Source organism: Alkaliphilus serpentinus, from assembly GCF_009017255.1.
Taxonomy (GTDB): Bacteria; Bacillota; Clostridia; order Peptostreptococcales; family Natronincolaceae; genus Alkaliphilus_D; species Alkaliphilus_D serpentinus.
On sequence record NZ_WBZB01000012.1, the window covers coordinates 16,696 to 43,150 of the forward strand.

A 26,455-nucleotide genomic window follows, 5' to 3' on the forward strand; every position below is an offset into this window, starting at 1 on the left:
CCACAGACTGTTGAAAAACTATCATATGCTTTGCTGCCGCATAAACCTTGCACTTTCATTAACCTCTGAGTGACAGACCCTACCATATTACAGCCTTTACTGTATACACTGAAACCACTGGATTCCTTACCAATAGAAGTCTCTGCTATTCAATGACTTCAACCACAGGATATTTATTATAAATATCCTTTTTTTATGCCTTCCTTCCCAAAACATGACATCTGTCATATGTAAAGTTATTTTTCATGTCACTACAAGCCGCCCCAGGGATTATGTATTATAAAAGAATAATGTTGAATGTTGAATGTTATATGTTGAATTAATGAAGCTTCCATGACTGGAAGCTATAATAACCCAACAAAATCAACTGAAATTAACATTTAATATTAGATATGAAAGGGGAAGGGATAGATGATTTTAGAAATAAGAGGTTTAGTAAAAAGATATAATGGAACCTTGGCGGTGGATAATGTTGACCTGAGGGTGGCATCCTATACCGGCATGCTTTTGCTAATGGCAATAGGGATTTACCTAACTACCCTCTTATTGGGAAGGAGGAGATTTAATTGACTCTTTTAACAAACAAGCCTTTATAGAATATTTAAGAATAAAATGAGGTTTTTAATTATCATAATTTCACCGATTATATACATGCTTATTTTTGCTACAATGGATATGGAAGATTTTTTTTATAAAGAAGGAATAGGCCACTGTAAAGATCGGAAAGATATAGCACAGAACTGCATAGGGTCCATAGGAGAGGGCAGAAATCCCTGTTATCATTCCAATGATTAAGGCATTAACATTCCACGGAAACAAAGGGGCTATTATAGTACCGGTATCCGAGATGGTTCTAGCCAAAACTTGACTATTTACACCAAGTTCCTTGAATTTTTCCTTAAACATCCTCCCGGGGAGAACGATTCCCACCGTTTGATCGCAGGTTATAATGGTGAGAAAACAGCTTATCAGCCCTGTTTTACGGATAAGCTCACCTTCAGATTTTATACAGGCCACCACCCTATTAATTAGAGGTTTAATCAAGCCGGAGGCTTCAAATAAAGTACTAAGGGCTATGGCTCCTGCCACAATAAAAACCACCTCCACCATGGAAGCAATACCACCACTGAATAAAATTCTATTCAATTCTTGTGAGGGGGTATCTCCTCTGTAGCCAATCATCATAGAACTGAAAATCAACCTATAGGGCAGGGCCTGCACGATTTTACTTACAATCATCCCCCCCACCATACCAAGACAGATGGTATATAGAGGCTTTAAGCCAATAACCGATAGTATTATAGTAATTACAGGTAAAATTAACAACCATGGGGAAAGGTTAAATCCTTGTTGAAGGGCTGACTGGTAGGTTTCGACAGTACCAATGGTTGTTGCTGTATCATATTTAGAACCAATCATAAAATAAATAAAAGCTGTGAACACATAAACAGGAATCAGGGTTTTGGTCATAGAGGATAGGGCTTCTCGATATTTAGTGTTTGTTGAAGCAAGGGTTAAATTCATCAAACCAGAGATGGGGGAAAGCTTATCTGCTAGAAATCCACCAGACACAATGGTTCCCAATAGGATATGGGGTGGGAGGCCAAAGCCCCTACCTACTCCTAGAAGGGCAATACCAATGGTGCTTAAAGTACCTACAGCTGTTCCCATAAATAAGGCAGCTATAGAAGTAATGATAAAAGCAGCCAATAGAAAGTTAAAACCCTGCATATATTGAAGGCCATAGTAAATCATGGCGGGTACAACTCCAGAAGATAGCCAAAGAGATACAGTTCCGCCTATTAATAGTATAAAAATATATAGGGATTGACATTCCTTTAAACCATTAAAGATGGCTAGCAAAAGGGGTCTTACCTTAAAGCCCTTTTTCCATAACACCCAACTAGTAAAGGCAATACTTAAAAGAAACCCTATGAAGATGGATATATTAAAGGCTATGCTTAAGGAAATAAATAACATTGTAGCTGCAAAAACCAAATATCTTTGTAAGATAGAAATTTCTTGATCCATAGTAGAAACAACCCCTTCTAGCAGTAATGGAGGAACAATATATAATGAAGTATTATATTCTTAAATTATACGACAGAAAACCTAGAATATAAAATAAAAATAAATTATCTAGTAAGTTCGGTGGTGGTTTAGTGGATTTACGGTGTAATTTATAAAGTTTTTTGTTAATATATAAGTAAATCAGTGAAGGAAGCTAAGTTTTGATAGATAGAATTTTTATAGGGAAGGGAGAGGTTAACATGCCCATGAAGTTAGAAATAGGAGATTTAGTAGAATTAAAAAAGCAGCATCCTTGCGGTAACCATCAATTTGAAATACTAAGAACAGGAGCAGATTTTAGAATTAAGTGTACCAAATGTGAAAAACAGGTTTGGGTACCCAGAGCTACCCTAGAAAAGAGAATTAAAAAGGTGGTATCTTCACATAAATAGCCACTTGCTAAATAATTTGAAGGGTAATAATTTTTTAGAATAATGCTACGGTGTTTTAATCTATTATGTGGTATAATATTAGAGAAAATATCTGTTTCAAAAATGTCTATTCGGAGGTGTTTTAATGGCAATTAAATATGCAAAGAGAATGAATAATCTAAAGGCATCAGAGATTCGAGAGATCTTAAAACTTACTGAAAGACCCGAGGTAATTTCCTTTGCAGGAGGATTACCTGCACCTGAATTGTTCCCCATCGAAGAAATGAAATTGGTTTCAGAGTTGGTTCTAAATGAAGAAGGTGCAAAGGCCTTACAGTATAGTACAACAGAAGGCTATGGACCTTTAAGAGATAAGATCGCTAAGAGATTAAATGGTGTTGGGATTCAAGGAGATGGAGATAAGGTATTGATTACAAATGGATCTCAGCAGGGCTTAGATTTTTCTGCAAAGATTTTTATTAATGAGGGGGACATCATCGTCTGTGAAAGCCCCAGTTACATAGGTGCAATTAATGCCTTTAAAGCATACTTGCCAGAATTCGTTGAAATCCCTACCGATGATGAGGGGATGATCATGGAGGAGCTTGAAGGGGTATTATCCTCTAGAGAAAATGTAAAAATGATTTATGTGATCCCTGATTTTCAAAATCCATCTGGCAGAACCTGGTCGGTAGAAAGAAGAAAAAAATTGGTTGAGTTAGGAAATAAATATGACCTTCCAATTATAGAAGACAATCCCTATGGAGAGTTAAGATTTGAGGGAGAATTCCTTCCATCTGTAAAGTCCTTTGATACAGAAGGAAGGGTTATATATCTTGGAACCTTCTCTAAAACCTTCTGCCCAGGCCTAAGGATCGGTTGGGTGTATGCAGATAAAGAACTTCTACATAAATATATATTAATTAAGCAGGCTGCAGACCTTCACTCCAATTCCATGTCTCAAAGAGAATTGGATAAGTTTCTAGAGCTATATAATTTAGACGAGCACATCGAAAAAATTAAAGTCGTTTATAGAAAACGTAGAAATATAATGATGGATACCATTAAAGAAAGCTTCCCAGAGGGCTTAAAATATACCTATCCAGAGGGTGGCCTCTTTACTTGGGTTGAACTTCCAAAGGATATCAATGCAAGGGATTTATTAATAAAGGCCCTAGAGGTAAACGTTGCCTTTGTTCCTGGGGGGTCCTTCTTCCCAAATGGAGGACGCGAAAACACCATGAGACTGAATTTCTCTAATATGCCGGAGGATAGAATAAAGGAAGGTATTCAAAGATTAGGTAAGGTAATAGCAGAAATGATGAAACAATAATAAAAAATTAGGAGAGTGGCTGATTTAGCCACTCTCCTAGTGTAAGGGGGAGATTGGGATGAATAAATGTTGTATTGTGGGGGCTATCTACTAATAATATGGCCTCTAGTATAGGCTTTTATACATAAATAAAATAAAAATTTCAAAAGGAAATCTATTGACAATAATAAGAAGGGGATTTAAAAATTATATTATGGGTATGGTGATATTATAATCAAGGAGTAAAAGGATTATAATAAGTAAATACCTACATAAACAATAATTTTTTTTCTAAGGATGAGGGATATGATCATTGGTGATGGAGATATGGTTAGTGAAAACTATATAAATCGCGAACTAAGCTGGCTAGAATTCAACGATAGGGTTTTAAAGGAAGCTAAGGATAAAAACAACCCTCTTTTTGAGCGCTTAAAATTTCTTTCTATCGTTAGTTCCAACCTAGATGAGTTCTTTATGGTGAGGGTGGCCTCACTAAAGGATCAGGTTCATGCCGGTTATCATAAAAAGGATCCCTCTGGGCTTACACCCAAGGAACAGCTGAGGGATATTTCCATAAGAACTCACAAACTGGTGGCGGAGGCCTATAATACCTATAGCAGAAGCTTAATCCCTAAGCTTAGAAAAAAGGGAATTCTTCTATTAGATAAAAGAAGCCTTACCTTAGAGGATGGAGATTATCTAAAAAACTATTACTATAAATATATCTACCCGGTGTTAACACCAATGGCTGTAGATTCAAGCCGTCCCTTTCCGCTAATTTTAAATAAAAGTCTAAATATAGGGGTCCTTGTTAAGGATTCTGACCAGCTACTGTTTGCTACTGTCCAGGTTCCCTCCGTTTTAGATAGAATAATAGAAATTCCCTCTAAGGGTGAAGGTAAGAAATTTATTCTATTAGAAGAGGTAATCACCCTCTTTATAAAGGAATTGTTTATAGGAAAGCGAATAATCTTTGCCTACCCCTATCGGATAACCAGAAACACAGACTTACCTATAGAAGAAGAGGAGGCGGAGGATCTTCTTATAGAGATTGAAAAATCCCTGAAGAAAAGAAAATGGGGAGAGGCTGTTAGGCTTGAGATAGATGGAGCTGCTGATGAATTACTTATAGATATTTTAAAAAATGCCCTAGAGATTCATGATAAGGATATCTACAGAATAAGGGGGCCCATAGACTTAACCTTTATGGAACATTTCTACAGCCTAGAGGGATATGAAGGGCTGAAATACAAGCCCTTTAAACCTCAGCTAATAGATGCCCTTTTATCTACCAATAAAAGTATTTTTGAGAGGATTAAGGAGGGGGATATTTTCCTTCACCTACCCTATGATTCCTTTCAGCCAGTTGTTGAATTTGTTAAAGAGGCTTCGAAGGATCCAGATGTACTGGCCATAAAGCAAACTCTATATAGAGTGAGTGGGGACTCGCCCATCGTTAAGGCCTTGGTTGAAGCCGCTGAAAGGGGAAAACAGGTAACTGTAGTGGTGGAGCTTAGAGCTCGCTTTGATGAGGAAGTAAACATCCAATGGGCAAAAAAAATGGAAAAGGCAGGCTGCCATGTTCTATATGGTTTTAAGAACTTAAAAACCCATGCAAAAATTACCCTTGTTGTAAGACGAGAAAAGGAAGGGATCTGCAGATATGTGCATTTATCTACAGGAAACTATAACGATATTACTGCAAGACTATATACAGATGTGGGGATATTCACGGCTAAAAGGGAATATGGAGTAGATGCATCAAAAATTTTTAATTTTCTTTCGGGATTTTCTGAAGTTCCCCATCTTAAGAAGCTGAATATGGCTCCATATGACTTAAGGCAAAAATTATATGAAATGATAGCTAGAGAAATATCCTTTGCTGAAAAAGGCTTAAAAGCTAAAGTAATTATTAAAGTCAATTCCCTTGTAGATGAGGAGATGATAGATAAGCTATACCAAGCCTCCACAGCAGGTGTGGAAATTGAACTTATAGTTAGAGGAATTTGCTGCTTAAGGCCGGGGATAGAGAACTTGAGTGGCAATATAAGGGTAAGAAGCATAGTTGGTAGATTCTTAGAGCATAGTAGGATTTTTTATTTTTACAACAATGGTAAGGAGGAAGTGTATTTTTCCAGCGCAGACCTTATGCCCAGAAATCTTAATCGAAGAATAGAATTGCTCTTCCCCGTTGATAGCTCTATAATTAAAGAAAAAATCATTGGCATCCTTGATATTGAGCTAAGGGATACCATGAAGGCAAGGCTTTTAAATAGTGATGGAAGCTATAAAAGAGTGGATAAAAGGGGCAAAGAGAAAATGGATTCTCAGCAGCACTTTATGAACTTAGCCATAGCCCAAGGCAAAGCTATGTGTAGATTTCAAAACAACTTGCCCTTAGAAGAATGCATCCTTTATCTAAGGGATGTTAAAGAAGATTAATAAGGAGAAGGTGTAGTAATGGCTAAAAAATATGCCATCATAGATTTGGGTTCAAACTCCGTCAGAATGATCATTATGAAGATTTTTAATGACAACTCCTACAAATTAATAGATCAGGTTAAAGAAATGGTTAGGCTAAGTGAAGGTATGGGTGAAGAAAAAACCTTAAAGCCATTGGCCATAAAGAGGACTATGGAGGCATTAAAATTCTTTAAAAAGCTTATAGAGGTCCACTCCGTTGATAATACCTATATGGTGGCAACAGCAGCAGTTAGAAATGCTACAAATCAAGAATTCTTTCTTGAGAAGGTGAAACAAGAGGTGGGTTTCGATTTTACAGTAATAACGGGAAAAGAAGAGGCCTACTATGCCTATTTAGGGGTGATAAACACAATTGATATAGAGGATTGTGTTATGATTGATATCGGTGGAGCCAGTACTGAGATCGGGTGGATACAAAATAGACGCCTTAAAGAGTCCATCAGCTTACCCTTTGGTGCAGTAATCATGACAGAGAAGTTCATGCTGAAGGATAAGATTTCTAGCCAAAGACTTAAGAGACTAGAGGAGTTCTTTAAGAAGGAGTTTTCTAATATCCCTTGGTTAAAGGAGACCCAAGGATTACCAGTGGTGGGGCTGGGAGGCACCATTAGAGCCCTTGCCAAAATAGATAGGAATAGAGTTGGCTTTAATCTCATAAGCCTCCACAACTATCAGATGAACCTTGATGAGGTGTCCTATGGCTATAATTTGGTTTCTCGGGCAAACTATCAAGAAAGAAAGAATATCCCGGGGGTTAATAAGGAAAGAGCCGATATCATAGTTGGAGGATTAGTACCTATACGATATCTTTTAGAATATATTAAGTCCGACAAGCTCATTATAAGTGGTAATGGTTTAAGAGAAGGTGTTTTTTACCATAATTATCTAAAGGAGTATTATAAAAAAGCAGAAATTCTTGAAGATGTATTGTACCATAGCATAGAAAACAATCTAAAAAATTATGATGTCAATATCAAACATAGTAATCATGTAAAAAATCTAGCATTGTCCATATTTGATCAAACAACTAAGCTTCATAAAATGGGTAGGGAGGCTAGACGGCTTTTATCTGTTGCAGCCCTTCTTCATGATATTGGCAGCTATGTGGATTATTATAATCACCACAAACACGGCTTTTATTTGGTTTTAAACTCAAGGATCAATGGTTTAAGAAACCGTCAATTATTGATGTGTGCCTTTATAGTGGCCAATCATAGAGAAATACCCTTTAAAGAGGATTGGCGAAAGTACAGCACCCTTATCAATAAGGCTGATTACGAAGCAATTAAAAAATTAAGCATTTTTTTAAGAATTGCTGAACAATTAGATCGTAGCGAATTTGGTAGTGTTGAAGAGGTTGCATGCTACTTAACAGAGGACTGCCTTCAAATAATGGTGAAATCCCCTAATAGCCCAGAACTTGAAATAGAGACGGCCATGAAGGCAGAAGGGGACTTTAAAAAATTGTTTAATAGAAGGCTGGTAATCGTATAAATTAAAGTTTGCAATTTAATTCTCATAATGATATAATACTTTAATGTGAAGAAATCTTCTCTGTCCTGCTCATAAGCAGGGCCGCATAGTCCAAAGGGAGGTGAAATAATGAACAAGTATGAATTAATGTACATCCTTAAATCAGATGTAGAAGAGGAAAGACGTCTTCAACTATTGGAGAAGTTTAAAGGAATCATTGAAGCTGATGGTCAAATCGATAGCGTTGATGAGTGGGGTAACAGAAAGCTTGCCTATGAAATTAATAAGCTTAATGATGGCTACTACTTCTTAGTAAATTTCCATTCATCTGCAGATGTTCCAAAGGAACTAGACAGAAACCTAAAGATTGCTGACGAAGTAATTCGACACATGGTTCTTAGGTTAGAAGCTTAATAATTAAAGGGTGGTGTAACTGTGAATAATGTTGTGTTAATAGGTCGACTAGCAAGAGACCCCGAGTTACGATTTACTGCCAGCGGAAAAGCTGTAACCACCTTTAGTGTTGCAGTGAATAGACCATTTTCTAAAAACAAGGAAGCAGACTTTTTCAATATAGTTGTTTGGGGCAAAAGTGCTGAACATTGTGCCAATTATCTTTCTAAAGGAAGACTTGCAGGAATCCAAGGAAGGCTTCAAAGCCGTTCCTATGAAACTCAAAGTGGGGAAAAAAGATATGTTACGGAAGTTGTAGCAGATCAGGTGGAATTCTTGGAATGGGGCAATCGCGAAGGACAATCAAGCAATAAAAGCAATGATAACTTTGGCTCTATGGATATTGATTTAAATGATTTCGAAGCCATTGATGAAGATGAAGACATTCCATTCTAGAAGGAGGGAAAAGCGTGATCAATAAGAGAAAACGCAGAAGCAAAAAGAAAATTTGCACCTTCTGTGCTGATAAAGTAACCCATGTAGATTACAAGGAAGTACAGAAGTTGAGAAAATATGTTACAGAGCGTGGTAAAATTCTTCCAAGAAGAATCTCTGGCAACTGTGCTATACATCAAAGAGATATTACTCAAGCTATTAAAAGAGCTAGACATATGGCTTTACTACCATACACAATGGAATAAATTTAACATTAAAGGAAGTCTTTAGACTTCCTTTTTATATGGTTAAAATACAGGTTTTGTTGATTGTTAAAATATGATTCAAATCACGTTATCAAATTAAAAAATAAGGTATAATTATAGGTAGGCACACCAATGAAAAAAGCTTGTATATTCTACTTAAAGAAGCAATGCTATAATATTTCTAATCGTAATGAAAGGTGATATCATGAGAGCCTTTAAGCTAAAGGAAATAATCATAATACCCATAGTCGTTGCCCTTATGTTTGTAATGGGATACTTTCTAATACCCATCATGTCGGTTATGCCTTTGCCAGCCTATAGGGCTTTGGTGGTGGCTCCCATATATGGAATCGGTATTACCCTAGCCCTTAGCTCTATCAGAAGAATAGGGGTAGTTTCAGTCATAGGACTATTGATTGGTGTAATTCTAAGTGCTTTTTCCATCATTATGCTGATTGTTTCCGCTCTATCAGGTTTGATGACAGATATCATTTGCATTTTTATGAGGGATCAATATCGGAAAGATCCAACAATACTTATTGCAGCAGGACTTTTTCCTGCCCTTCAAATACCATTGGTATTTTACACAATGGCCTATACAGTAGGGGGAGCCTTTGAAGAAACAATAAAAACCCCTATAATAATGATTATACCAACAATTACAACCTTCTTACTCTCCTTTTATGTGTCTAGGAAGTTTTATGGAGTTTGGAAAAAAAGAGGAGTTCAAAATTAGTAAAACTGCCTAGGAATCTAGGCTTTTTTGTTTATATAACTCTACTATTTATTATTAAATTTATAGTGGGATATGAAAGTCTTGTAATTTGACACTATAACTATGGATTGGTATACTTCAAGGAAGAGGGGTGTTTAATAACACCGATCAAAACATGACTAGGCAAGGGGTGTAATCATTGAAAAAGTATGACGACTTAATCAAGAATTCTTTAAAATATGCAGAGGAGCTGGGAATATATCTGATCATCAGAATACAGCAAACAAAGGGTAAGTATGTGTTGGTTAATAATACAAAAACTGAGGAAATATCCTATAATGAAGCAGCTGGAATTGGATTTCATGCCTTTACAAAGGAAGGTGGCTGCGGTTTTGCTGCAACAGAAATACATGAAATTGAAAACTGCCGTAGGATGATTAAGCTAGCTGCAGATATAGCCTTTCAAATGGAAAAGAGGGAAGGAAAGAAAAATACAGAGGTATACCGGTTAGAACCTATTAAGGATGAAGTATTTGCAAAGGTCAAATATCCCTTTGATTATTATAGCTTAGAAGAGGCAGAAAAGAAGGTAATAGCCTTAAATGGTGAAATATTAAAAAGTTACTCCAATATTGCAATTGAGAGTATTTACAGACAAGTAGAAGATCAATGGAGAATAGCACGAAGTGATGGTGGGGATGTGATTTTTAATATACCCAGGACTGTTTTTTTTAGTACCATTACAGCTAAGGGCAAGAAAACAGCCACCACCAGAGCCGCTTTAAGCGGAAGCGATAGCTCTATACTCCATGATGATGACAAAGTTGAAATTTTACATAAACGAATTCATAATGCATGTAGTTTAGCAATAGATCTTTTAGAGGCCAATATGGTTAAGGGGGGGAACTATAAAATTGTTATGGACTACGCCTTAGCAAAGGGTTTGGCCCATGAAGCCTTTGGACATGCAGTAGAAAGCGACGGATTAAAAACCTCAATTTTAGGTAATGAGGATGGCAGCTTTAAAAAGGGAGTAGAAGTAGCAATGCCTATAGTATCCATCATTGATGAGGCCAAAGAAGGAGACTATGCCTATCAACCCTATAGTGCCAACGGCATTAAGAGAAGAAGAGTTGAAATTATTAAGGATGGCGTACTAAAGGAAGCATTGGCAGATATATTTTCTGCTGCCGAAGCTAATGTAGAGGTTACGGGAGCTGGCAGGCTTGAAAGCTTTAGGCATATTCCCATACCTAGGATGTCCAATATTCGAATTGAAGTAAAGGATCCTATAGAGTTAGACAAAGCTATAGAGGATGTTAAACCAGAGGAAATATATAAAATTCTTCTAGAAAATAATATTGCAAAAGAAGATGAAGAAATTCTGTATTTAGTGGGTTATAAGGGTGGTCAGGTTAAACCTAGTCAAGGAGAATTTGTATTTAATTGTAGTGGGATTTATAAGCTTGGTAAAGAAACAACCCTATATCAGCCTGCTATATTTAGTGGGAATATTCTTTCAGCCTTAAAATCCATAATAGCCGCAATAGGGCCCCTTCAATTGGATGCTCAGGGCACCTGTGGAAAGTTTGGTCAACAGGTTCCCTCCAGTGGCGGATCCCACTACTTTGTTGTCATGGAGGCTAATAAGGATATTATTATTGGCGGAGAATAAAGGAACAATTAATAATGAACAATGTATAATGAATAATTATCATCACATAAAGGATAAAATGAAAAAATCTGATTCAGTTCAGTTATTGTAAGATTTTTTGCAAGAAAGGGATGATGGCTAAAATGGATTATATTAAAAAGCTAGAAAAAGATCTTTTAGAATATATGGTGAAGGATAAAGAAGATTTGCAAATTAAGGGCTGGTACTTTGGGATTAATTCGTCAACCTCCCTAAAGATCGGTATGAAAAACAATGAGTTAGGTGGACCCTATAGCTGCCCTAAGGCAGAGGACTCTATAAGGGGCAAAATCTATATAATCTGGAAGGATAATAGACGTAGTGTGGCATCCCTCGAAAGTAACACCTTAAACAACATCCCAAGGATGATGGTATATTGGAGGAGAGCCTCCTATATGGACGAAGGGGCCCCAGATATTTATGTGGATTCTCAATATCCAGATGTAAAGCTCTATGATGAAGAAGTACACAAAATGATTGATGAAGATCAAGACTCTTTATATGATTATCTTTCAAATTATAAAAGCCAATTGCTTGAAGGGGGTTTAAGAAATATAACAGCCACCGCAAGTGCTAGTTATTTTGATCACTATATTAGAAATTCTCAAGGATTGAAGATTGAAAACAGGGCTACCTCCTTCTCAACCAGTCTATACGCTGATGAGACCTACGGAAAAAGCTATATAAGCAGAAGGAAGCTAATGAAGGATAGAAGCCAAAGTTTTATTAACCAAATAGCTTCAACAGTATTATCTCTAAGAAAAAAGGGCACCATAGAGGGTGGCCCTATGAAGATACTCCTCATGCCAGAGGTCACAGAAGCCTTTATCCTCCATTACTTATTGAGGAATTTGCAGGGTAGTAGTGTACATAATAAAAGATCAGCTTTTCTGCAGGGGGACTTTGACGAGGGGAAGAAGGTAATGGCAGAGAATCTCAATCTTTATCTAAATACAATAGAAGATTATAATCAGGGCTCCTACATTTCTACCTATGAAGGAGTTGCTGGTGGTGAAATCCACTTGATAAAGGATGGGCAGCTAAACTCTCCGATACTTGATTTAAAATATGCGAATAAAATGAATAAGAAGGCCACCCCATTACCCGCGGGCCAAGGTAGCTTAAAGTTTTATGGTAAGAAAAAGGAAAACTATCAAGATACTATAGATGGAATGGATAAGGGAATTATCATATGCAATTTATTGGGAATGCATACTCAGGATGCCACCAGTGGGAATTATTCTTTAACTGCCCCCAATTGCATGATTTTGGAAAAGGGAAAGATTGTAGGTGGATGTAAGGCTGTTATATCAGGGAACTTTTTTGAAGCATTAAAGGATCAAGAGACAGCAATTGTTGAATTAAAGGGATCAGAAGAACCTATGCTTCTAATGAAATCGAAAATTACCGTAGATTAGAGGAGGAGATATAATGAGCTATGTGATGGTAGGCAATAAGATGATAGATAGTGAAGAGATTCTGCAGAATATAAAAGAGCAGCTTCCTTTTAAGGGGATAAAGGACATAACAAAGGGAGCTAAACGGGACGATACATTAATATTCCAGGTATATCATGATGTGGGGAGTCTTAAAGAGTTCTTAGATGTTGAAGAGATGAGGGACCTTAGTGAAGAAGAATTAATCGATGAGCTTATGGAGTTGGCCGATGAGAAAACTAGTGAAATAGAAGACTACATACCAGAAGGGCTTATGACCTTTTCCTATTCCTATTATTATGATGAGGCAGAGAACAGGATAAAAAGTGTATTCATAGCCGTTGATCAAGAGGTTGGAGAGCTTCGGTTGAGGGATATAGCAGAAAGGGTTTTAAGGTCATTGGATTAAAAAGAAAATGATAAATGTTGAATGTTGAATGTATGAAGAAATTTGCTCAGGCAAATTTCTTTTTTATTCGCATACCTGTCCCTCTACTTTAAAACTTTCAACTCCTTTTCGTATACTTTAAAAAAATCTGGCAATAATCAAGCTAGAGAAGTGAATATTGAATACTGAAATAAGGAGTGAAGGTTTTGAACAGGCTAACAAGTGATGTTAGGAATAGTGTTGGAAAAAATGATAGTCATCATTTAAGGGACGAAGGATATATACCAGCAGTAATATATAGCAAGGACATGGATACTTTACCAATACGGATTAATAGAAGGGAAGCAGAAGGCTATATAAGAAGATATGGAGAGAACTCCTTGGTTGACTTAAGTATCGGCGGCACCAGTTATACTGCCCTTATCAAGGAGATACAAGCTGACCCATTAACAAGGAGTATTATTCACATTGACTTTCAGAGGGTAACTGAGGACCAAAAAATACATGTAAAAATTCCGATAATTCTCCAAGGAAGACAACTAGCCGATGGAGGCAGTGCCATTTTACAACAGCAGATAAATGACATTGAAATAGAGTGTTCCGCTGGCAGCATACCCAAGAAACTAGAAATGAATATTTCAAACTTTAGACCAGGAGATATTTTAAGAGTTGCAGACTTAGAAATTAGTGAGGAGTTTCATATAGTTCAAGATCCACAAACAATCATTGCCTCCTTATCGATACCAGATCATGTAGCAGAAGAGGAAGAAAAGGAATAACCTTCTATTATTTAGAGGGTTATTTTTATTGAATATTTTCTATAATAGACAGGAAAATGGTATTTTTTGTTGAATAATATCCAATAATTAACCAAATTTCATAGGCGTATCATTGCCTAAAGGGGGAAAGGCTCATGTTCGGAAAAAAGAAGTTAATAAATGAGATGATTACCACAACAGAGAAGATTGCACAAGGAGATCTTACAACAAAATTGGAAATAAAGTCAAAATCTAGCCTCGGAAAGCTAGCGGCTACAATTAATCGGATGATATTGAAGGTTAGAAACCTTATAGGACAAGTTTCGACTGCAAATGAAAAAACCTTAAATTTTGCTAAAGAACTAGAGGAAAACACAAGGCATATCTATGATTCCTCCCAAGAGGTGGCAAACGCTATTACCGATATAGCATCAGAGGCAAGTCTTCAAAACGAGGCCTTGATGAATGTAAAAAGCTATAATGAGGAGATGGAAACAGGAATCGATGAAATTCTTACTCAAGCTGATGAAACCAGAAAAAGAACGAATAAATTAGTAGATACTGTCAAAGAAAGTAGTAGGGTTTTTGAGAGGGTTGTTGATGTGTTAGATCAAAACTCTACCTGGAGTTTAAATCTCTCCAATAAAATGAATGATTTAAAGGAAGAAGTTGAAAAGATTCAAAAAATTACCAGCTTTGTTACACAAATCAGTGAAAATACCAATCTTCTGGCATTAAATGCATCAATAGAAGCGGCAAGGGCTGGGGAAGCAGGGAAGGGTTTTTCCGTTGTTGCCAATGAAGTAAGGAAGCTGGCAGAACAATCAGCTGAGTTCGCTAAGGATATTGAATCTATTGTGGATAGTATAGCATTAAGAATCGTGAATATTTCTGAGGAGATTATTAGAGAAACAGAAAAGGCTAAGGAGGATATTATTCTTGCCAAGAAAAGCAAGGAGCAGCTGGGGCTTGTTATTGAATCCACTGAAAACACCTCGGCAGCTGTCGAAAAGATCCATAGCTTAGCTAATAAAGAAGCGGGATTGGTTAAAGAAGTGAGTAGTTCAATAGAAAAAATTTCTTTAGCTGTAGAAAAATCCGCTGCCTTTTCACAAGAAGCAGCAGCTTCTACAGAAGAACAAACAGCATCCCTTCACATAATTTTTGAATCCATTAAAAAAATGGGGGCCTTGGCTAAAGATGTACAGGATGTTGTAGTAGGCTTTGTCAAAGAATATCAAATGGATGATAAAACCATTAATCAAATCAATAGGGCCAAAGATGTACTAAAGGAGATTTCTTTAGTAATGGATATTGTAAGGGAAGGAACTGATAATTTACCAAAACTAAAGAAGTATCTAGAAGAGAATCATTACTTCCACTTATTATCCATGATGGACTTTAAAGGAGATATAGTAGCTATCGTAATTAGGGACTCTGAAGAAACCATATCAGGGAACGTAGGCCACCGGCCATATTTCCAGCAGGCCATTATGGGTGAGGAGTATACTTCCGAACCTTATATTTCACTTTTAACCAATAACTACTGTGTGACCATTGCTCTACCCATAATCGTGGATCAACAAATAAAAGGAATAGTTATGGGAGATATTTCTCTAGAGTAAAAATCTCCTTAAAGCTTTTATAATACACCTTTAAGAAATCCATCGTTCTTCTTAATCATTAGTTAAGCAAAAAAATATCAAGGACTCGAGTCAGATGATCATTGTTTGAAGATTATCTGACTTTTCTGTAATAAATCAGTATTGACTTGAAATGATTAGCTTCAACAGGTTATAATTGAAAAGCAAGGTAATTTCGGACTATTGGTGGTTAAAGCCTTGCATTTCTTGAGAGAAGGGAATACAAAACAAAGGGGAGAGAGGTAACATAATGAAAAATAAGTTAACAACCACGATTATTATTGTGATCTTATGTATAACTGCCATATTTTTAATTACCAGTAGTATATATACGGTAGATCAAGCAGAATATGCAGTTGTAACAACTTTTGGCGTGCCAAGTACTGAAATTTCAACACCCGGACTAAAATTCAAGCTTCCTTATCCAATTCAAGGTGTAAGTATCCTATCGAGGGAGACTTTTTCCCTTGCCTTTGGATATGAAGATACAGATGATGGAGCTGTTGTCCATGAAAGGGAAGCAAAGATGATTACTGGAGATGAAAACATCATTTTAGCAGATCTTGAGGTTCAGTGGAGAATCGTAGACCCTGTGGCCTTCCTATACAATACTCAAGATCCAGAAAAAATTCTATATAATGCTACTTCCTCATCCTTAAGGGGAGTAATCGGAAGCTCAACTGTGGACGATGCCCTTACAGATGGGAGAACTAGAATCATTAATGAGGTAAGGGATAATCTTACCCATCTAGTGGAAGTGTATGATATTGGGATAGCTATTGTAAATGTTAACCTTCAGGATGTAGATTTGCCAACCAATGAAGTAAGTAACGCCTTCAAGAAGGTTACTTCAGCTAGAGAAGAGAGAATCACAAAAATAAATGAAGCCAATAGATATAAGAATGAAAAAGTGAATACCGCTGAAGGGCAAAAACAAGCATTAATTAGTAGGGCTGAAGGACAAAAGGTAGCAAGAATTCAACAAGCAATTGGAGACGTAGCTAAGTTTAATGGTATCTATTCTGAGTATGTAAATAACAAGGAAATCACAAAGCAAAGATTAATTATAGAAACCTTAGAAAACATATTACCAGGTGCGAAAATCTATGTAATGGATGAGAGTGGAAATTCTAGCACTTTGAAATATTTACCACTAGATAGCGCTAAGCAAGGAGGTGGCAATTAATGTTTAGAAGAGTAACTAATATTGCTGAAGAATTCAATTCACAAGCAACCAAACCGAAGTTTGAGTTCCCCAAAAAAACCTTTATCACAATTCTAATCATTTTCTTTGCTTTAATCTTTGTATTCAATAATCTTTATATCGTTCAGCCAAATGAGTATAGAGTTGTGAGACAATTTGGAGAGATTGTAAAGATTGTTGCTGAGCCAGGTTTACACTTTAAAATTCCTTTTATCCAAAGTACAACCAGTCTTCCAAAGCATACTTTAATTTATGATGTTCCAGCCGCCGAAATCAATACCCTTGATAAGAAAAGGATTATGGTGGATTATTATGGAATGTGGAGGATAACCGATCCTAAAGCCATGATAGAAACCTTAAGAACCGTAGGTGCTGCAGAAACAAGGCTCGGGGATATCATTTACTCAAATATTAGAACTGAGCTTGGAAAGATGGATTATGAACAAATTGTGAATTCCAAAAAGAACCGTAGAGGAGATATAGACTCCCTTGTAAAGGAAGAGGTAAATGCTATTTTAGCGGAAAACCTCAATGGAGTAGAACTTGTTGATATTAAAATGAAGAGGACGGATTTACCTCCAGCAAATGAGCAATCTGTTTTCCAAAGAATGATCTCTGAGAGAGAAAGTACTGCTCAGCAATATTTATCACAGGGGGATGCAGAAGCCCTAAAGATACAAGCAGAAACCGATAGGACCGTTGAAGAGATGTTGGCTATGGCTGATGCTGAGGCAAAGACCATTGCAGCAGAAGGGGAAAAGGAAGCTGCCAGAATTTATAACGAAGCCTATGGTAAAGATCCAGAGTTTTTCCATATGTATAGGACATTAGAATCCTATAAGACAGTTATAGGAGATGAAACCGTCATTGTTCTACCGATAGATTCACCCTATTTAAAATATTTATTAGGACAATAAATTCAGATTTTAATTGATAAAATAAGAAGTAAATTGTTTGAAATTTTAAAGGAGCCTCTTATGTAATAATAAGAAGCTCCTTTTTTTATGGATTCTTCATAAGTTTTCTATAATTTTCAACGTTTTTCTGATGCTCCTGATAGGTTTTTCCAAAAACATGGCCATCTTTGCCTAATACGTAGTAGTAATAATCATGACTTTCAGGATACAAGGCAGCCTTGATGGAAGCTTTCCCCGGTGCTGCAATAGGCCCAGGAGGGATATCATTAATCATATAGGTGTTAAAGGGGTTAGGAGTACTGGTATGGGAGTTAAGAACCCTTGTAATATGATCCTTTCCCTCTCCCAGTCCATATATTACTGTAGCGTCCACCTGTAGGGGCATACCAATCTCTAATCTATTATATATAACCCCACTTATTGTGGCCCTTTCTTCATCATTATAGGCTTCCCTTTCAATAATAGAAGCCAAGGTAAGAACCTCGTGGATGGATAGATCCAATTCTTCGGCTCTATCCCTATATTCTTGGCTGAATACTTCCTCCATTGTTTTGGCCATGCGATTTACTACATCCCTTGGAGTAGATTTATCAGTAAAATGATAGGTATCTGGATACAAATAACCCTCCAGAGGAAAATACAAATTCTCTGTACTAAAATCGTAATTTTCTTCATAGTAGTCCATAGTAGCTTCAATAAATTCCTTCGTTGAACCTAATCCAATAGATTCTACCCTTTCCGCCATCTGATAAAGGGTAAAGCCCTCAGGTATGGTTAAAACCACCGGTTTATCAAGAGTCCCCTTTTGTAGCAGGGTAAATATATCCTCAAGGGACATTCCTGGAGTGATATCATAGCTACCAGGCTTAATGCTTCTATCAATGTCCTTTGACTTTGCTTGATATTTAAACCAATATCTGCTTTTAATTATTCCTTCGTTATATAAGCTATCCGCTACATAATTAAGGCTAGCTCCTTTAGGAATGGTTAATACAACAGGTTCATTAAAGCTAACCTCCGACAGATAATTTGGTAGGTATAAGAAACCAAATAATCCAATAGCAACAACCAATATAACAAATAGATAGAATGCTTTTTTCATATAATACCTCCAAAAAACCGACTCTATGATTATTTTACCACTTAATATGACAAAATGCACAAGGATATTTTTTGACATTGTAATCCTATATAATATAAGCATTTGCTATTGTATTCATATAGCTATATAATTCATAATAAAGATAAGAGAAAAGTAAAGTTTTGGAGTGAGGTTATATGGATGAGAGATATTCTAAGCAGATGAACTTTAAAGGTATTGGAAAAGAGGGCCAAAGGCTATTGGCAAATGGTAGAGCTTTAATTGTGGGCTGTGGAGCCTTGGGAACGGTTGTAGCAAATAGTCTAGTTAGAACGGGAGTGGGCTTTATAAGGCTTGTGGATAGAGATTTTGTTGAAAAGAGTAATCTCCATAGGCAAATTCTATTTGATGAGGAGGATGCTGAAAAAAGCGCTCCGAAGGCAGAGGTTGCAAAAAATAAGCTTCAGACGGTGAATTCTTTAGTGAACATAGAGGCAGTGGTAAAGGATGTAAACAGCATCACTATAGACAAGTTTACATCGGATATTGATATAATCATAGATTGTACAGACAACTTTAAAACCCGATATTTGATAAATGATCTATCTTTTTCAAAGGGCATACCATGGATTTATGGAGGAGCTGTAGGAAGCACCGGGGTAGTAAAAAGTTTTATTCCAGGAGAGGGGGGCTGTCTAAGGTGCATGATGGATACTCCACCACCTACAGGTAGCTTTGATACCTGCGATACAGCAGGAGTTATAAATACCGTCACGGGAATTGTGGGTATGCTACAATCCAACGAAGCAATTAAGTTTTTAACAGGAAATAAAGAGGATATGGAAAGTGAAATGATTTTTCTAGACTTGTGGGATAATGTTTACGAAAAGGTTCAATTACCTAAATTAGAAACCTGTAGCTGTTGCGGAAAGAAGGATTTTCAGTATCTACAAGACAAAAAACCAGAGGCATCCTTCATGTGTGGCAATAAAAGTGTACAGGTTGACCCTCATGGAAGCCGAGGGAATATTTCACTAGAAGCTTTAAGTCTCCGTTTGTCCCAAGCCGGCATAAAAACAAGGTTAACACCCTTTATATTGAATATATGGGTAGATAACTACGAGATAAAACTCTTTGATGATGGAAGGGCCATCATCAAAAACGTAGATACTATTGATGAGGCAAAGGGGATATATTCCCGTTACATAGGATATTAAAGTTCCTAAAGCTGTCACAAAGCTGTCACACTAAAGGGTTACAATTAAATTGTACTAAAATACAATTTATAATAGGAGGAATAAAGCATGAAGAAAAAGTGGATAGTTTTAGCACTGGCGGCAATGATGATCTTGGTTATGGCATCCTTTTCCTTTGCAGCTACAGATACGGAAGCTGGAAATCGATGGTTTGGGGGCTTTGAGAGACATAATGGTCTTCGGTTTATGATGGAGAAGCTTGGTTTAACAGAGGAAGAGATTTTGGATTTGAGAGATAGTGGTAAAACCATGGTTGAGATTGCCGAAGAAAATGGGATAGACATAGATGAATGGCAGGACACGATGCTTGAATATAAATATGAAAGAATTGATGAACTGGTAGAAGAAGGTACATTAACTGAAGAAGAAGGAGAAGAGTTAAAAGCGCTATTGAAAGAAAGAATGGAAACATGCCCTGGAAATGGAAGATTTTTTAATAAAGGTGCTGGCAGAGGCTTTGGCAGAGGCTTTGGCAGAGGCTTTGGCAGAGGAATGATGGGCAGAGGATTTGGTTGGCAAGAGTAAATGTTTTAGGGTATAATGGAGGCACCTAAGGGTGCCTGAGATTATCGAAAAACCCCTATATTTTAAAACTGAGAAATTGGCTCTCGGTCAAAAGGCAGGATGAACTCAAAAATTACAGGTATTTACAAAACTCACCTTCGGCTCAGACATTGAAAATACTATTCTGTAATTTTCTCCTTCTTTTATTCTTATCTCCGCAGATTTCTCATTATTTAAGAATATAGGTGTTCAATTATAGTTTTATACTTAATCGATGGCCTGAGGCACCGAAGGGTGCCTTTTTAATCTATTAAATTGAGGTGAGGTCGATGGTTGGAGCAAATATTCTAATAGTTGAAGATGAAGATAAGCTAAGACGCTTAGTGGCTACCTATCTTAAAAGGGAGATGGTAAATGTCTATGAAGCCTCCAATGGAGAAGAGGCCTTTCAACAGCTGGAAAATAAGGATATGGATTTAATCATCTTAGATATTATGCTACCGAAATATGATGGTTGGACCATCTGCAAAAGGGTTAGAGAGAATAGTATAGTACCTATACTAATATTGACAGCAAGGGCAGAAGAAAGTGATAAATTGTTTGGTTTTGAGCTAGGTGCAGATGATTATATGACCAAGCCCTTTAGCCCTAAGGAATTGGTTGCAAGGGTAAAGGCTTTACTAAGAAGAAGCAAAAAAAATATTGCCTCTGAGGTTCTAAATATTCAGGAACTTACAATAGATAAGAGATCCCATAAGGTTTTTGTAGGGGGTAAGGAAATTCAATTAAGTCCAAAGGAATATGATTTGCTAATATATTTTATTCATCATAAAAATCAAGCCCTCTCAAGAGAAAACCTATTAGATGGAGTATGGGGATATGATTATTATGGTGATTTAAGAACTGTAGACACCCATGTAAAACGTCTTAGACACAAGATAGGAGATGCCAGTGATAAAATCAAGACCGTTAGGGGCTTGGGATATCGATTTGAGGTGGAGGAATGAAGAAAACATCAATTTTTATAAAGCTCTTAGGGATGTTTATTTTCTTTGCTCTGGTGATAATAGGGATTTTGTGGGTTATGCAATCCTTCTTTTTAAAGGATTTTTATCATAAACAAAAAATCAACCAAATGAAAAACTATGGTTTAGAACTAGAAAATCAAATTAGAGACTCTGGCTTTAGTCAAGAAACCCTTGATGAAATGGAGAAAACTGCACAGTTGCTTAATGGAAGAGTTACAGTGATGGACAATAATGGTTCCATCAGCATCCAGCAGGGGAATATGATGGGAATTCCAAGGATGGTAAGGATTCCTACTGAAATTTGGAGAAGGGTACGAAATAGAGAAATTGTTCCCTTCAGAATTCCAGGACACATGGGTAGGATGGAATCCATTGGTCTTTTAATACCTGCAGATAATTATTTTCTTCTGATTCAAACTCCCTTAGAAGTAATTGAAGAGTCTGTAGCCATATCGAAGCAATTCTATTTATATATATTATTAGTGGCCTTTATTGCTGCTATATTCCTTTCCATGATTTTATCTAGAACCATAACGAAACCATTGGTAAAGCTCAATAAAGTCGCATCAGAGATGTCAAAACTCAACTTTGATGTCAGGTGGGATGAAGATAGAGGCGATGAGATCGGAGAACTAGGGGAAACCATCAATTTTCTAATGGATAAACTAAAGAAGACTTTTGGAGATTTGAAGCAAGAACTCTTAAAGGAAAAGGATTTAGAAAAGATGAGGAAGCAATTTGTAGCTAGAGTATCCCATGAGCTTCAAACTCCCATAGCCCTTGTAGGTGGATACACCGAGGCCCTCCAGGATAAGGTTTATACAGATGAAGATGAAGAAAGGGAATACTTTCAGATTATTGAAGAAGAAATGAGTAAAATGAGTAATATGGTAAGGGATTTATTAGATCTTAGTCAATTGGAATCTGGTAGCTTTAAGGTAAAGGTGGAGACATTTGAAATATCTAGTGTAATAGAAAACCTACTATCTAAGTTTAGAATATTGCACAGAGACAAAAATCTACAATTCAGCATTACAGCAAAAAACGAGGAATATTATGTTTCGGGAGATGAGTACCGAATAGAACAGGTAATTACAAACCTTCTACAAAATGCAGTAAATCACTGTAGCATAAATGGGCATATAGATATTAAGATCACAGAAGGAATAGACAAGATAGTAGTAGAGGTATTCAATGAGGGTAATCCAATAAAAGAAGAGGACTTGCCTTATATTTGGGAAAGCTTCTATAAAAGCCGAGACCGAAAATCTGGTACCGGATTAGGGTTAGCCATTGTAAAAAATGTTCTAGATCTTCATAAGAGTGATTATGGAGTCTTGAATACATCCAAGGGAGTGGTTTTCTTTTTTCATCTGGAAAAGGCTAGAGAAGAAGTTTAATTCTGCTTGTGAAAATGATAATATAGTACCCCCTTCCTAAAAATCAATAGAAGGAATTTATGGCTCGTTGTCGAATATTTACTTAATATAAGACATAGTGCCATTTTTTATGTTGATTAATACATTATTGTAAGAATGTGTAGAAGGAGGTATTGTAGTGGGTTTTCATGATATTATATCGATGCTTTTTCTAGGCCTTCTTTTAATTCCCATTGGATTGTTTGTTATAACCCTATTAAACCTCACTATAGAGGATGTAAGAAGACATAAGGCCATGGAAGTGGAAGGAGCCCCAATGGAAATTCAACATGGGCATGAAGCTTCAGCAAGGGCATTAAGATTGGTAAAATAGATATGGTGAGGAGCCTCATTATATAAAAGGACTTAGCTTGGGATAACTTCATTATGACTTTTTCATTAAACCAGTGCCTAAAGACATCTCTCTCGAGATTCTTGGTGCTGGTTTTTTGTTCTGATTTAAGATGTTCAAAAATAAGGATTATTTTGACTTTTTCGACTCATTCCAGAAAGGTTTTTTTTTAATGTTTTTATGCTTGTTGTGTGAACTCATAAGTGATATTATAATATGGTAATTTTTCTATTAAAGGGAGTGTAAAATGATGGCGGCGTTAATTAGGCATACAGCCTGTGAACCCCAAAAACCACTATGGCAAACCCTACTTTCAATAGTAGGCATTGTATTAGGGATTAATTTTTTAGTACAAATGATTCATTTGCTTCCAGCTAAGCTTGCAGCATTGGCAAGTATAGCTGTTCTTTTGTTTAGTGCAAGGGTCTGTTCCTATTTAATTAACAGGAAACTGGCAAAGTATAGTTATCTTCTAATTGATAATCAATTAATTATACAAAAGCAGTTAGGCAAAAGAGAAAATGCTATATTAGATATAAAAATATCAGATATTCAATGGATTGGTCCATTAAGGGAATTTAAGAAGGAAAAAAAATATAAAAAAACCTATTACTTGGCCTGTAGAACCAGGGGAGATAAGGTATATGTATGTGAGTTTACTAAAAATTACAAGAGTTATGCTCTGATTTTTCAGCCAAATGAAGCGATAGCCAAGGAGCTTAAAGGACAATTGGGTAATAAGCAATAGACTAAAGCAATGAATAGTGAATAACTAATAACTCGTACACTAGTTTTAGAAATTAACATTTAGTAAAGAGTTATGGCAGAATAGGTGAGAAATTAATTCTACATTCTACATTCTAGATTCTTAATTTGTTTAGTGCAACACTCAATTAAGGACAATAACATTCGTATATGCAACACTCAGTCCTATTCATTAAGGGTCCCCTTTCCAAGTCAATATTACTTGTAAATTGTTAATTGAAATATTTAAAAAAGATTCTATTAACATTGTACGAGATTACTGAATAAACTAATAGAGAAGGGGCAAACTAATAGGTAATACTTAATGAATGGAGCTGAGGGTTATATGCTGAAGGAAAAGCTTCACTGTTTTATGTGTAATAACCTAAAGGACACAGGGATTATTGTAAATAATCATTTTATATGCATTAGATGTGAAAGAAAAATAGTGAACACATCACCAAATCATCAGAAATACCAATCTATTAAAGAAAAAATAAAATTATTATGGGCAAAGTAAGGGACTACAAAAGTAGTCCCTTGCTGTTTCTTATTTAATAGGAAAGTTCTCTTTTTTCCTATTAAATGGGGGATTTTAAGGGGGTTACCCCCTTATAAAAATAAGGAGAGTACAACGAAGTGTCCTAGAGAACGCATGGGTTCTCTGGAAAACAAAAGCATTTTAACCATAGAAAGTTAACGCATGAAATGCTTTTGTTATTAAGTTCTATTAGACCTAAGATTATTTGATGTTAGGATGCTTTCTTTAGCATGATCATACCTGGATGATTTTTGTCTTTCTAAGGTAACATTCTTGATGGGAATGTCCAGCATATGGGATATCTCTACATCGGTTTTATGACTTCCACAGACCTTAACAAAATCCTTCAGGTTTTTAATCTGACGACTCATCGTAACACCATCCTTTATGCTTATTTTGTTGCAATAGGTCTATTTATAGTATTCCTTAGAAAAAAAATCTTATACAGCATAAAGGAAAATAGTACTAATAATAGAATTGTTATAACAAAGGAGGAATTATTTTGAACAAATCACCAATTTTTCAACAACTCATAAAGTTATATCATCAGCAGATGGTATCCTTTCATACTCCAGGACATAAAAATGGTAATATATACAATTCCTTGGGATATCATGATTTTAAAAACAATATTTTAAATATAGATACTACTGAGATACCCTTTACTGATAACCTATTCAGTCCAATGGGCTGCATAAAGGAGGCTCAACACAGGGCTGCAGAGGTATTTGGTTCCCAAGAAACCTTTTTTTTAGTGAATGGAAGCACTTCGGGAGTATATAGTATGATAATGGCCGCAACAAAGCCTGGAGACAAGATTATTATTGCACGCAATTCCCATAAATCCGTTATAAACAGTGTTTTTTTAGGAGACCTTGATCCCATTTTTCTGTACCCTGAAACCGATGATCATCAGGGTATAGCTATGGGCATCGATGCAGAGTCATTAGACAATCTTCTTTTTAATAACCCTGATGTTAAGGCTGTAGTCATTACATACCCAACCTATCACGGGATAGCCTGTGATTTAAAAAAAATAGCAGAGATCACCCATAAGTATGATAAAATATTATTGGTGGACGAAGCCCATGGTGCCCATCTGGGTTTAAGCAATCAATTGCCTGCCACAGCCCTAGAGTGTGGCGCTGATGGAGTGGTACAAAGCACCCATAAAACCCTCCCCGCCTTTACACAAAGCTCAATGCTACATATTCAAGGGGATCGGATAGACCGAGAAAAACTAAGATTTATGCTGCAGCTACACCAAAGCAGTAGTCCGTCATATATTTTAATGGCCTCTTTAGATATGGCAACCATGATTTATCAAACTAAGGGGAAAGACCTGATGGAAAAGCTACTAGAGAGTATTCACTATTTACAGGAAAAGCTTTTAAGTATTGAAGGCCTCCATATAAACGATAAAAGCATCATTGGGAATTACCAGGTGAAGGATATCGACATTACAAAACTTTGGATTAGTCATAAAGCTAAGGGTATAACAGGGCCCCAATTGGAGGAAAAATTAAGAAGTCAGTATTCAATACAATTGGAGCTGTCAAACATCTATGGAGCCCTGGCAATAACCACCATAGGCAATAATAAAAGGGACTTTGAAAGACTAATCATCGCCCTACAGGAAATCAGTAAGGAAAAGGGAAAAGCCCCAGTTAAGGAGATACCTCCTATAAGCTACAAGTCTCCTGTGCAGGGATGTAGCTTTAAGAAAGCCATTTATCACGAGAAAATATTGATTCCATTAGATGAATGCAATGGAAGGATTTCGGGAGAGTATCTAATCCCCTATCCCCCTGGAATTCCCTTAATAATCCCTGGTGAAATTATTGATAAAGAAGTTATAAAATATATTAAGCTTTTAAGGGAAACCGGGGTAGAGGTGTTGGGCCCTAGTGATGGCAACTGTCAATATATAAATATTGTTAATACATAAGATAAAGTCAACTTGAGGTGAGATG

General features: G+C 36.4%; 27 protein-coding genes. 24 read left to right on the top strand and 3 right to left on the bottom strand.

The annotated features are described in order from the left end of the window. Positions 1-411 precede the first annotated feature (411 nt). Positions 412-570, top strand: a complete 159-nt coding sequence (locus F8153_RS15980) for a hypothetical protein (protein WP_192929636.1) — start codon at positions 412-414, stop codon at positions 568-570. Positions 571-636: 66 nt separating this feature from the next. On the opposite strand, the gene F8153_RS03435 is transcribed toward F8153_RS15980, so the two are convergent. Continuing rightward, complete coding sequence (locus F8153_RS03435; protein WP_151864963.1) at positions 637-2,031, bottom strand: Na+/H+ antiporter NhaC family protein; 1,395 nt, start codon at positions 2,029-2,031, stop codon at positions 637-639. Between the two features lie 200 nt (positions 2,032-2,231). Here F8153_RS03435 and F8153_RS03440 point away from each other — a divergent pair, with 200 nt between their 5' ends. The 15 genes from F8153_RS03440 (at position 2,232) to hflC (ending at position 17,558) form a co-directional block, all read left to right on the top strand. After that, on the top strand, positions 2,232-2,462 hold the full coding sequence (locus tag F8153_RS03440; protein WP_330577599.1) for a DUF951 domain-containing protein: 231 nt from the start codon (positions 2,232-2,234) through the stop codon (positions 2,460-2,462). A 124-nt stretch (positions 2,463-2,586) separates the two neighbouring features. After that, positions 2,587-3,774: an aminotransferase-like domain-containing protein gene (locus tag F8153_RS03445; RefSeq protein WP_151864964.1), complete on the top strand. Its 1,188-nt coding sequence runs from the start codon at positions 2,587-2,589 to the stop codon at positions 3,772-3,774. 285 nt (positions 3,775-4,059) lie between these two features. Then, positions 4,060-6,195 carry an RNA degradosome polyphosphate kinase gene (locus F8153_RS03450; protein ID WP_151864965.1) on the top strand — a complete coding sequence of 712 codons (2,136 nt, stop codon included), beginning with the start codon at positions 4,060-4,062 and terminating at the stop codon, positions 6,193-6,195. An 18-nt stretch (positions 6,196-6,213) separates the two neighbouring features. Further along, complete coding sequence (gene ppx / locus F8153_RS03455; protein WP_151864966.1) at positions 6,214-7,731, top strand: exopolyphosphatase; 1,518 nt, start codon at positions 6,214-6,216, stop codon at positions 7,729-7,731. A 108-nt stretch (positions 7,732-7,839) separates the two neighbouring features. Further along, positions 7,840-8,124, top strand: a complete 285-nt coding sequence (rpsF, locus tag F8153_RS03460) for a 30S ribosomal protein S6 (protein WP_151864967.1) — start codon at positions 7,840-7,842, stop codon at positions 8,122-8,124. Between the two features lie 21 nt (positions 8,125-8,145). After that, a complete protein-coding gene (locus F8153_RS03465; protein WP_151864968.1) occupies positions 8,146-8,559 on the top strand; it encodes a single-stranded DNA-binding protein in 414 nt (137 codons plus the stop codon). Positions 8,560-8,573: 14 nt separating this feature from the next. After that, entirely contained in the window at positions 8,574-8,804 is a 231-nt protein-coding gene (gene rpsR / locus F8153_RS03470; RefSeq protein ID WP_151864969.1) for a 30S ribosomal protein S18, read from the top strand. Between the two features lie 190 nt (positions 8,805-8,994). Beyond that, a complete protein-coding gene (locus F8153_RS03475; RefSeq protein WP_192929637.1) occupies positions 8,995-9,540 on the top strand; it encodes a hypothetical protein in 546 nt (181 codons plus the stop codon). A 178-nt stretch (positions 9,541-9,718) separates the two neighbouring features. Continuing rightward, entirely contained in the window at positions 9,719-11,194 is a 1,476-nt protein-coding gene (locus F8153_RS03480; protein WP_151864971.1) for a TldD/PmbA family protein, read from the top strand. Between the two features lie 122 nt (positions 11,195-11,316). Continuing rightward, complete coding sequence (locus F8153_RS03485) at positions 11,317-12,630, top strand: metallopeptidase TldD-related protein (protein ID WP_192929638.1); 1,314 nt, start codon at positions 11,317-11,319, stop codon at positions 12,628-12,630. A 13-nt stretch (positions 12,631-12,643) separates the two neighbouring features. After that, positions 12,644-13,057 carry a hypothetical protein gene (locus F8153_RS03490; RefSeq protein ID WP_151864973.1) on the top strand — a complete coding sequence of 138 codons (414 nt, stop codon included), beginning with the start codon at positions 12,644-12,646 and terminating at the stop codon, positions 13,055-13,057. Positions 13,058-13,242: 185 nt separating this feature from the next. Continuing rightward, complete coding sequence (locus F8153_RS03495) at positions 13,243-13,815, top strand: 50S ribosomal protein L25 (protein WP_151864974.1); 573 nt, start codon at positions 13,243-13,245, stop codon at positions 13,813-13,815. Between the two features lie 134 nt (positions 13,816-13,949). Beyond that, entirely contained in the window at positions 13,950-15,419 is a 1,470-nt protein-coding gene (locus tag F8153_RS03500; RefSeq protein ID WP_151864975.1) for a methyl-accepting chemotaxis protein, read from the top strand. 268 nt (positions 15,420-15,687) lie between these two features. Then, on the top strand, positions 15,688-16,623 hold the full coding sequence (gene hflK / locus F8153_RS03505; RefSeq protein ID WP_151864976.1) for an FtsH protease activity modulator HflK: 936 nt from the start codon (positions 15,688-15,690) through the stop codon (positions 16,621-16,623). After that, positions 16,623-17,558, top strand: coding sequence for a protease modulator HflC (hflC, locus tag F8153_RS03510; protein ID WP_151864977.1), 936 nt, complete (start codon positions 16,623-16,625; stop codon positions 17,556-17,558). Before hflK ends, hflC begins: the two co-directional genes overlap by 1 nt. Before the next feature lie 85 nt (positions 17,559-17,643). Here hflC and mltG read toward each other — a convergent pair whose 3' ends face one another. Then, positions 17,644-18,660, bottom strand: coding sequence for an endolytic transglycosylase MltG (gene mltG / locus F8153_RS03515; RefSeq protein WP_151864978.1), 1,017 nt, complete (start codon positions 18,658-18,660; stop codon positions 17,644-17,646). A 176-nt stretch (positions 18,661-18,836) separates the two neighbouring features. Between mltG and F8153_RS03520 the strand changes: the two genes are divergently transcribed. From F8153_RS03520 to F8153_RS16710, 7 genes are all read left to right on the top strand, one after another. Further along, positions 18,837-19,856 (top strand): ThiF family adenylyltransferase, encoded by a 1,020-nt coding sequence (locus F8153_RS03520; protein WP_151864979.1) that lies wholly within the window; start codon positions 18,837-18,839, stop codon positions 19,854-19,856. An 87-nt stretch (positions 19,857-19,943) separates the two neighbouring features. Further along, the gene (locus F8153_RS03525) at positions 19,944-20,420 is read left to right on the top strand and encodes a hypothetical protein (protein ID WP_151864980.1); all 477 of its coding nucleotides are present in this window, start codon (positions 19,944-19,946) and stop codon (positions 20,418-20,420) included. A gap of 308 nt (positions 20,421-20,728) precedes the next feature. Beyond that, the gene (locus tag F8153_RS03530; RefSeq protein WP_151864981.1) at positions 20,729-21,406 is read left to right on the top strand and encodes a response regulator; all 678 of its coding nucleotides are present in this window, start codon (positions 20,729-20,731) and stop codon (positions 21,404-21,406) included. Beyond that, entirely contained in the window at positions 21,403-22,827 is a 1,425-nt protein-coding gene (locus F8153_RS03535) for a sensor histidine kinase (protein WP_151864982.1), read from the top strand. The genes F8153_RS03530 and F8153_RS03535 overlap by 4 nt, the downstream gene beginning before the upstream one ends. Before the next feature lie 157 nt (positions 22,828-22,984). Next, entirely contained in the window at positions 22,985-23,179 is a 195-nt protein-coding gene (locus tag F8153_RS03540; protein WP_151864983.1) for a hypothetical protein, read from the top strand. Between the two features lie 268 nt (positions 23,180-23,447). After that, a complete protein-coding gene (locus tag F8153_RS03545) occupies positions 23,448-23,945 on the top strand; it encodes a hypothetical protein (protein ID WP_151864984.1) in 498 nt (165 codons plus the stop codon). A 369-nt stretch (positions 23,946-24,314) separates the two neighbouring features. Beyond that, the gene (locus F8153_RS16710) at positions 24,315-24,461 is read left to right on the top strand and encodes a sigma factor G inhibitor Gin (RefSeq protein WP_408608751.1); all 147 of its coding nucleotides are present in this window, start codon (positions 24,315-24,317) and stop codon (positions 24,459-24,461) included. Positions 24,462-24,661: 200 nt separating this feature from the next. Here F8153_RS16710 and F8153_RS03555 read toward each other — a convergent pair whose 3' ends face one another. Further along, complete coding sequence (locus F8153_RS03555) at positions 24,662-24,853, bottom strand: hypothetical protein (protein ID WP_151864986.1); 192 nt, start codon at positions 24,851-24,853, stop codon at positions 24,662-24,664. A 131-nt stretch (positions 24,854-24,984) separates the two neighbouring features. Between F8153_RS03555 and F8153_RS03560 the strand changes: the two genes are divergently transcribed. Continuing rightward, positions 24,985-26,430 carry an aminotransferase class I/II-fold pyridoxal phosphate-dependent enzyme gene (locus F8153_RS03560; RefSeq protein WP_151864987.1) on the top strand — a complete coding sequence of 482 codons (1,446 nt, stop codon included), beginning with the start codon at positions 24,985-24,987 and terminating at the stop codon, positions 26,428-26,430. Positions 26,431-26,455: the final 25 nt, after the last annotated feature.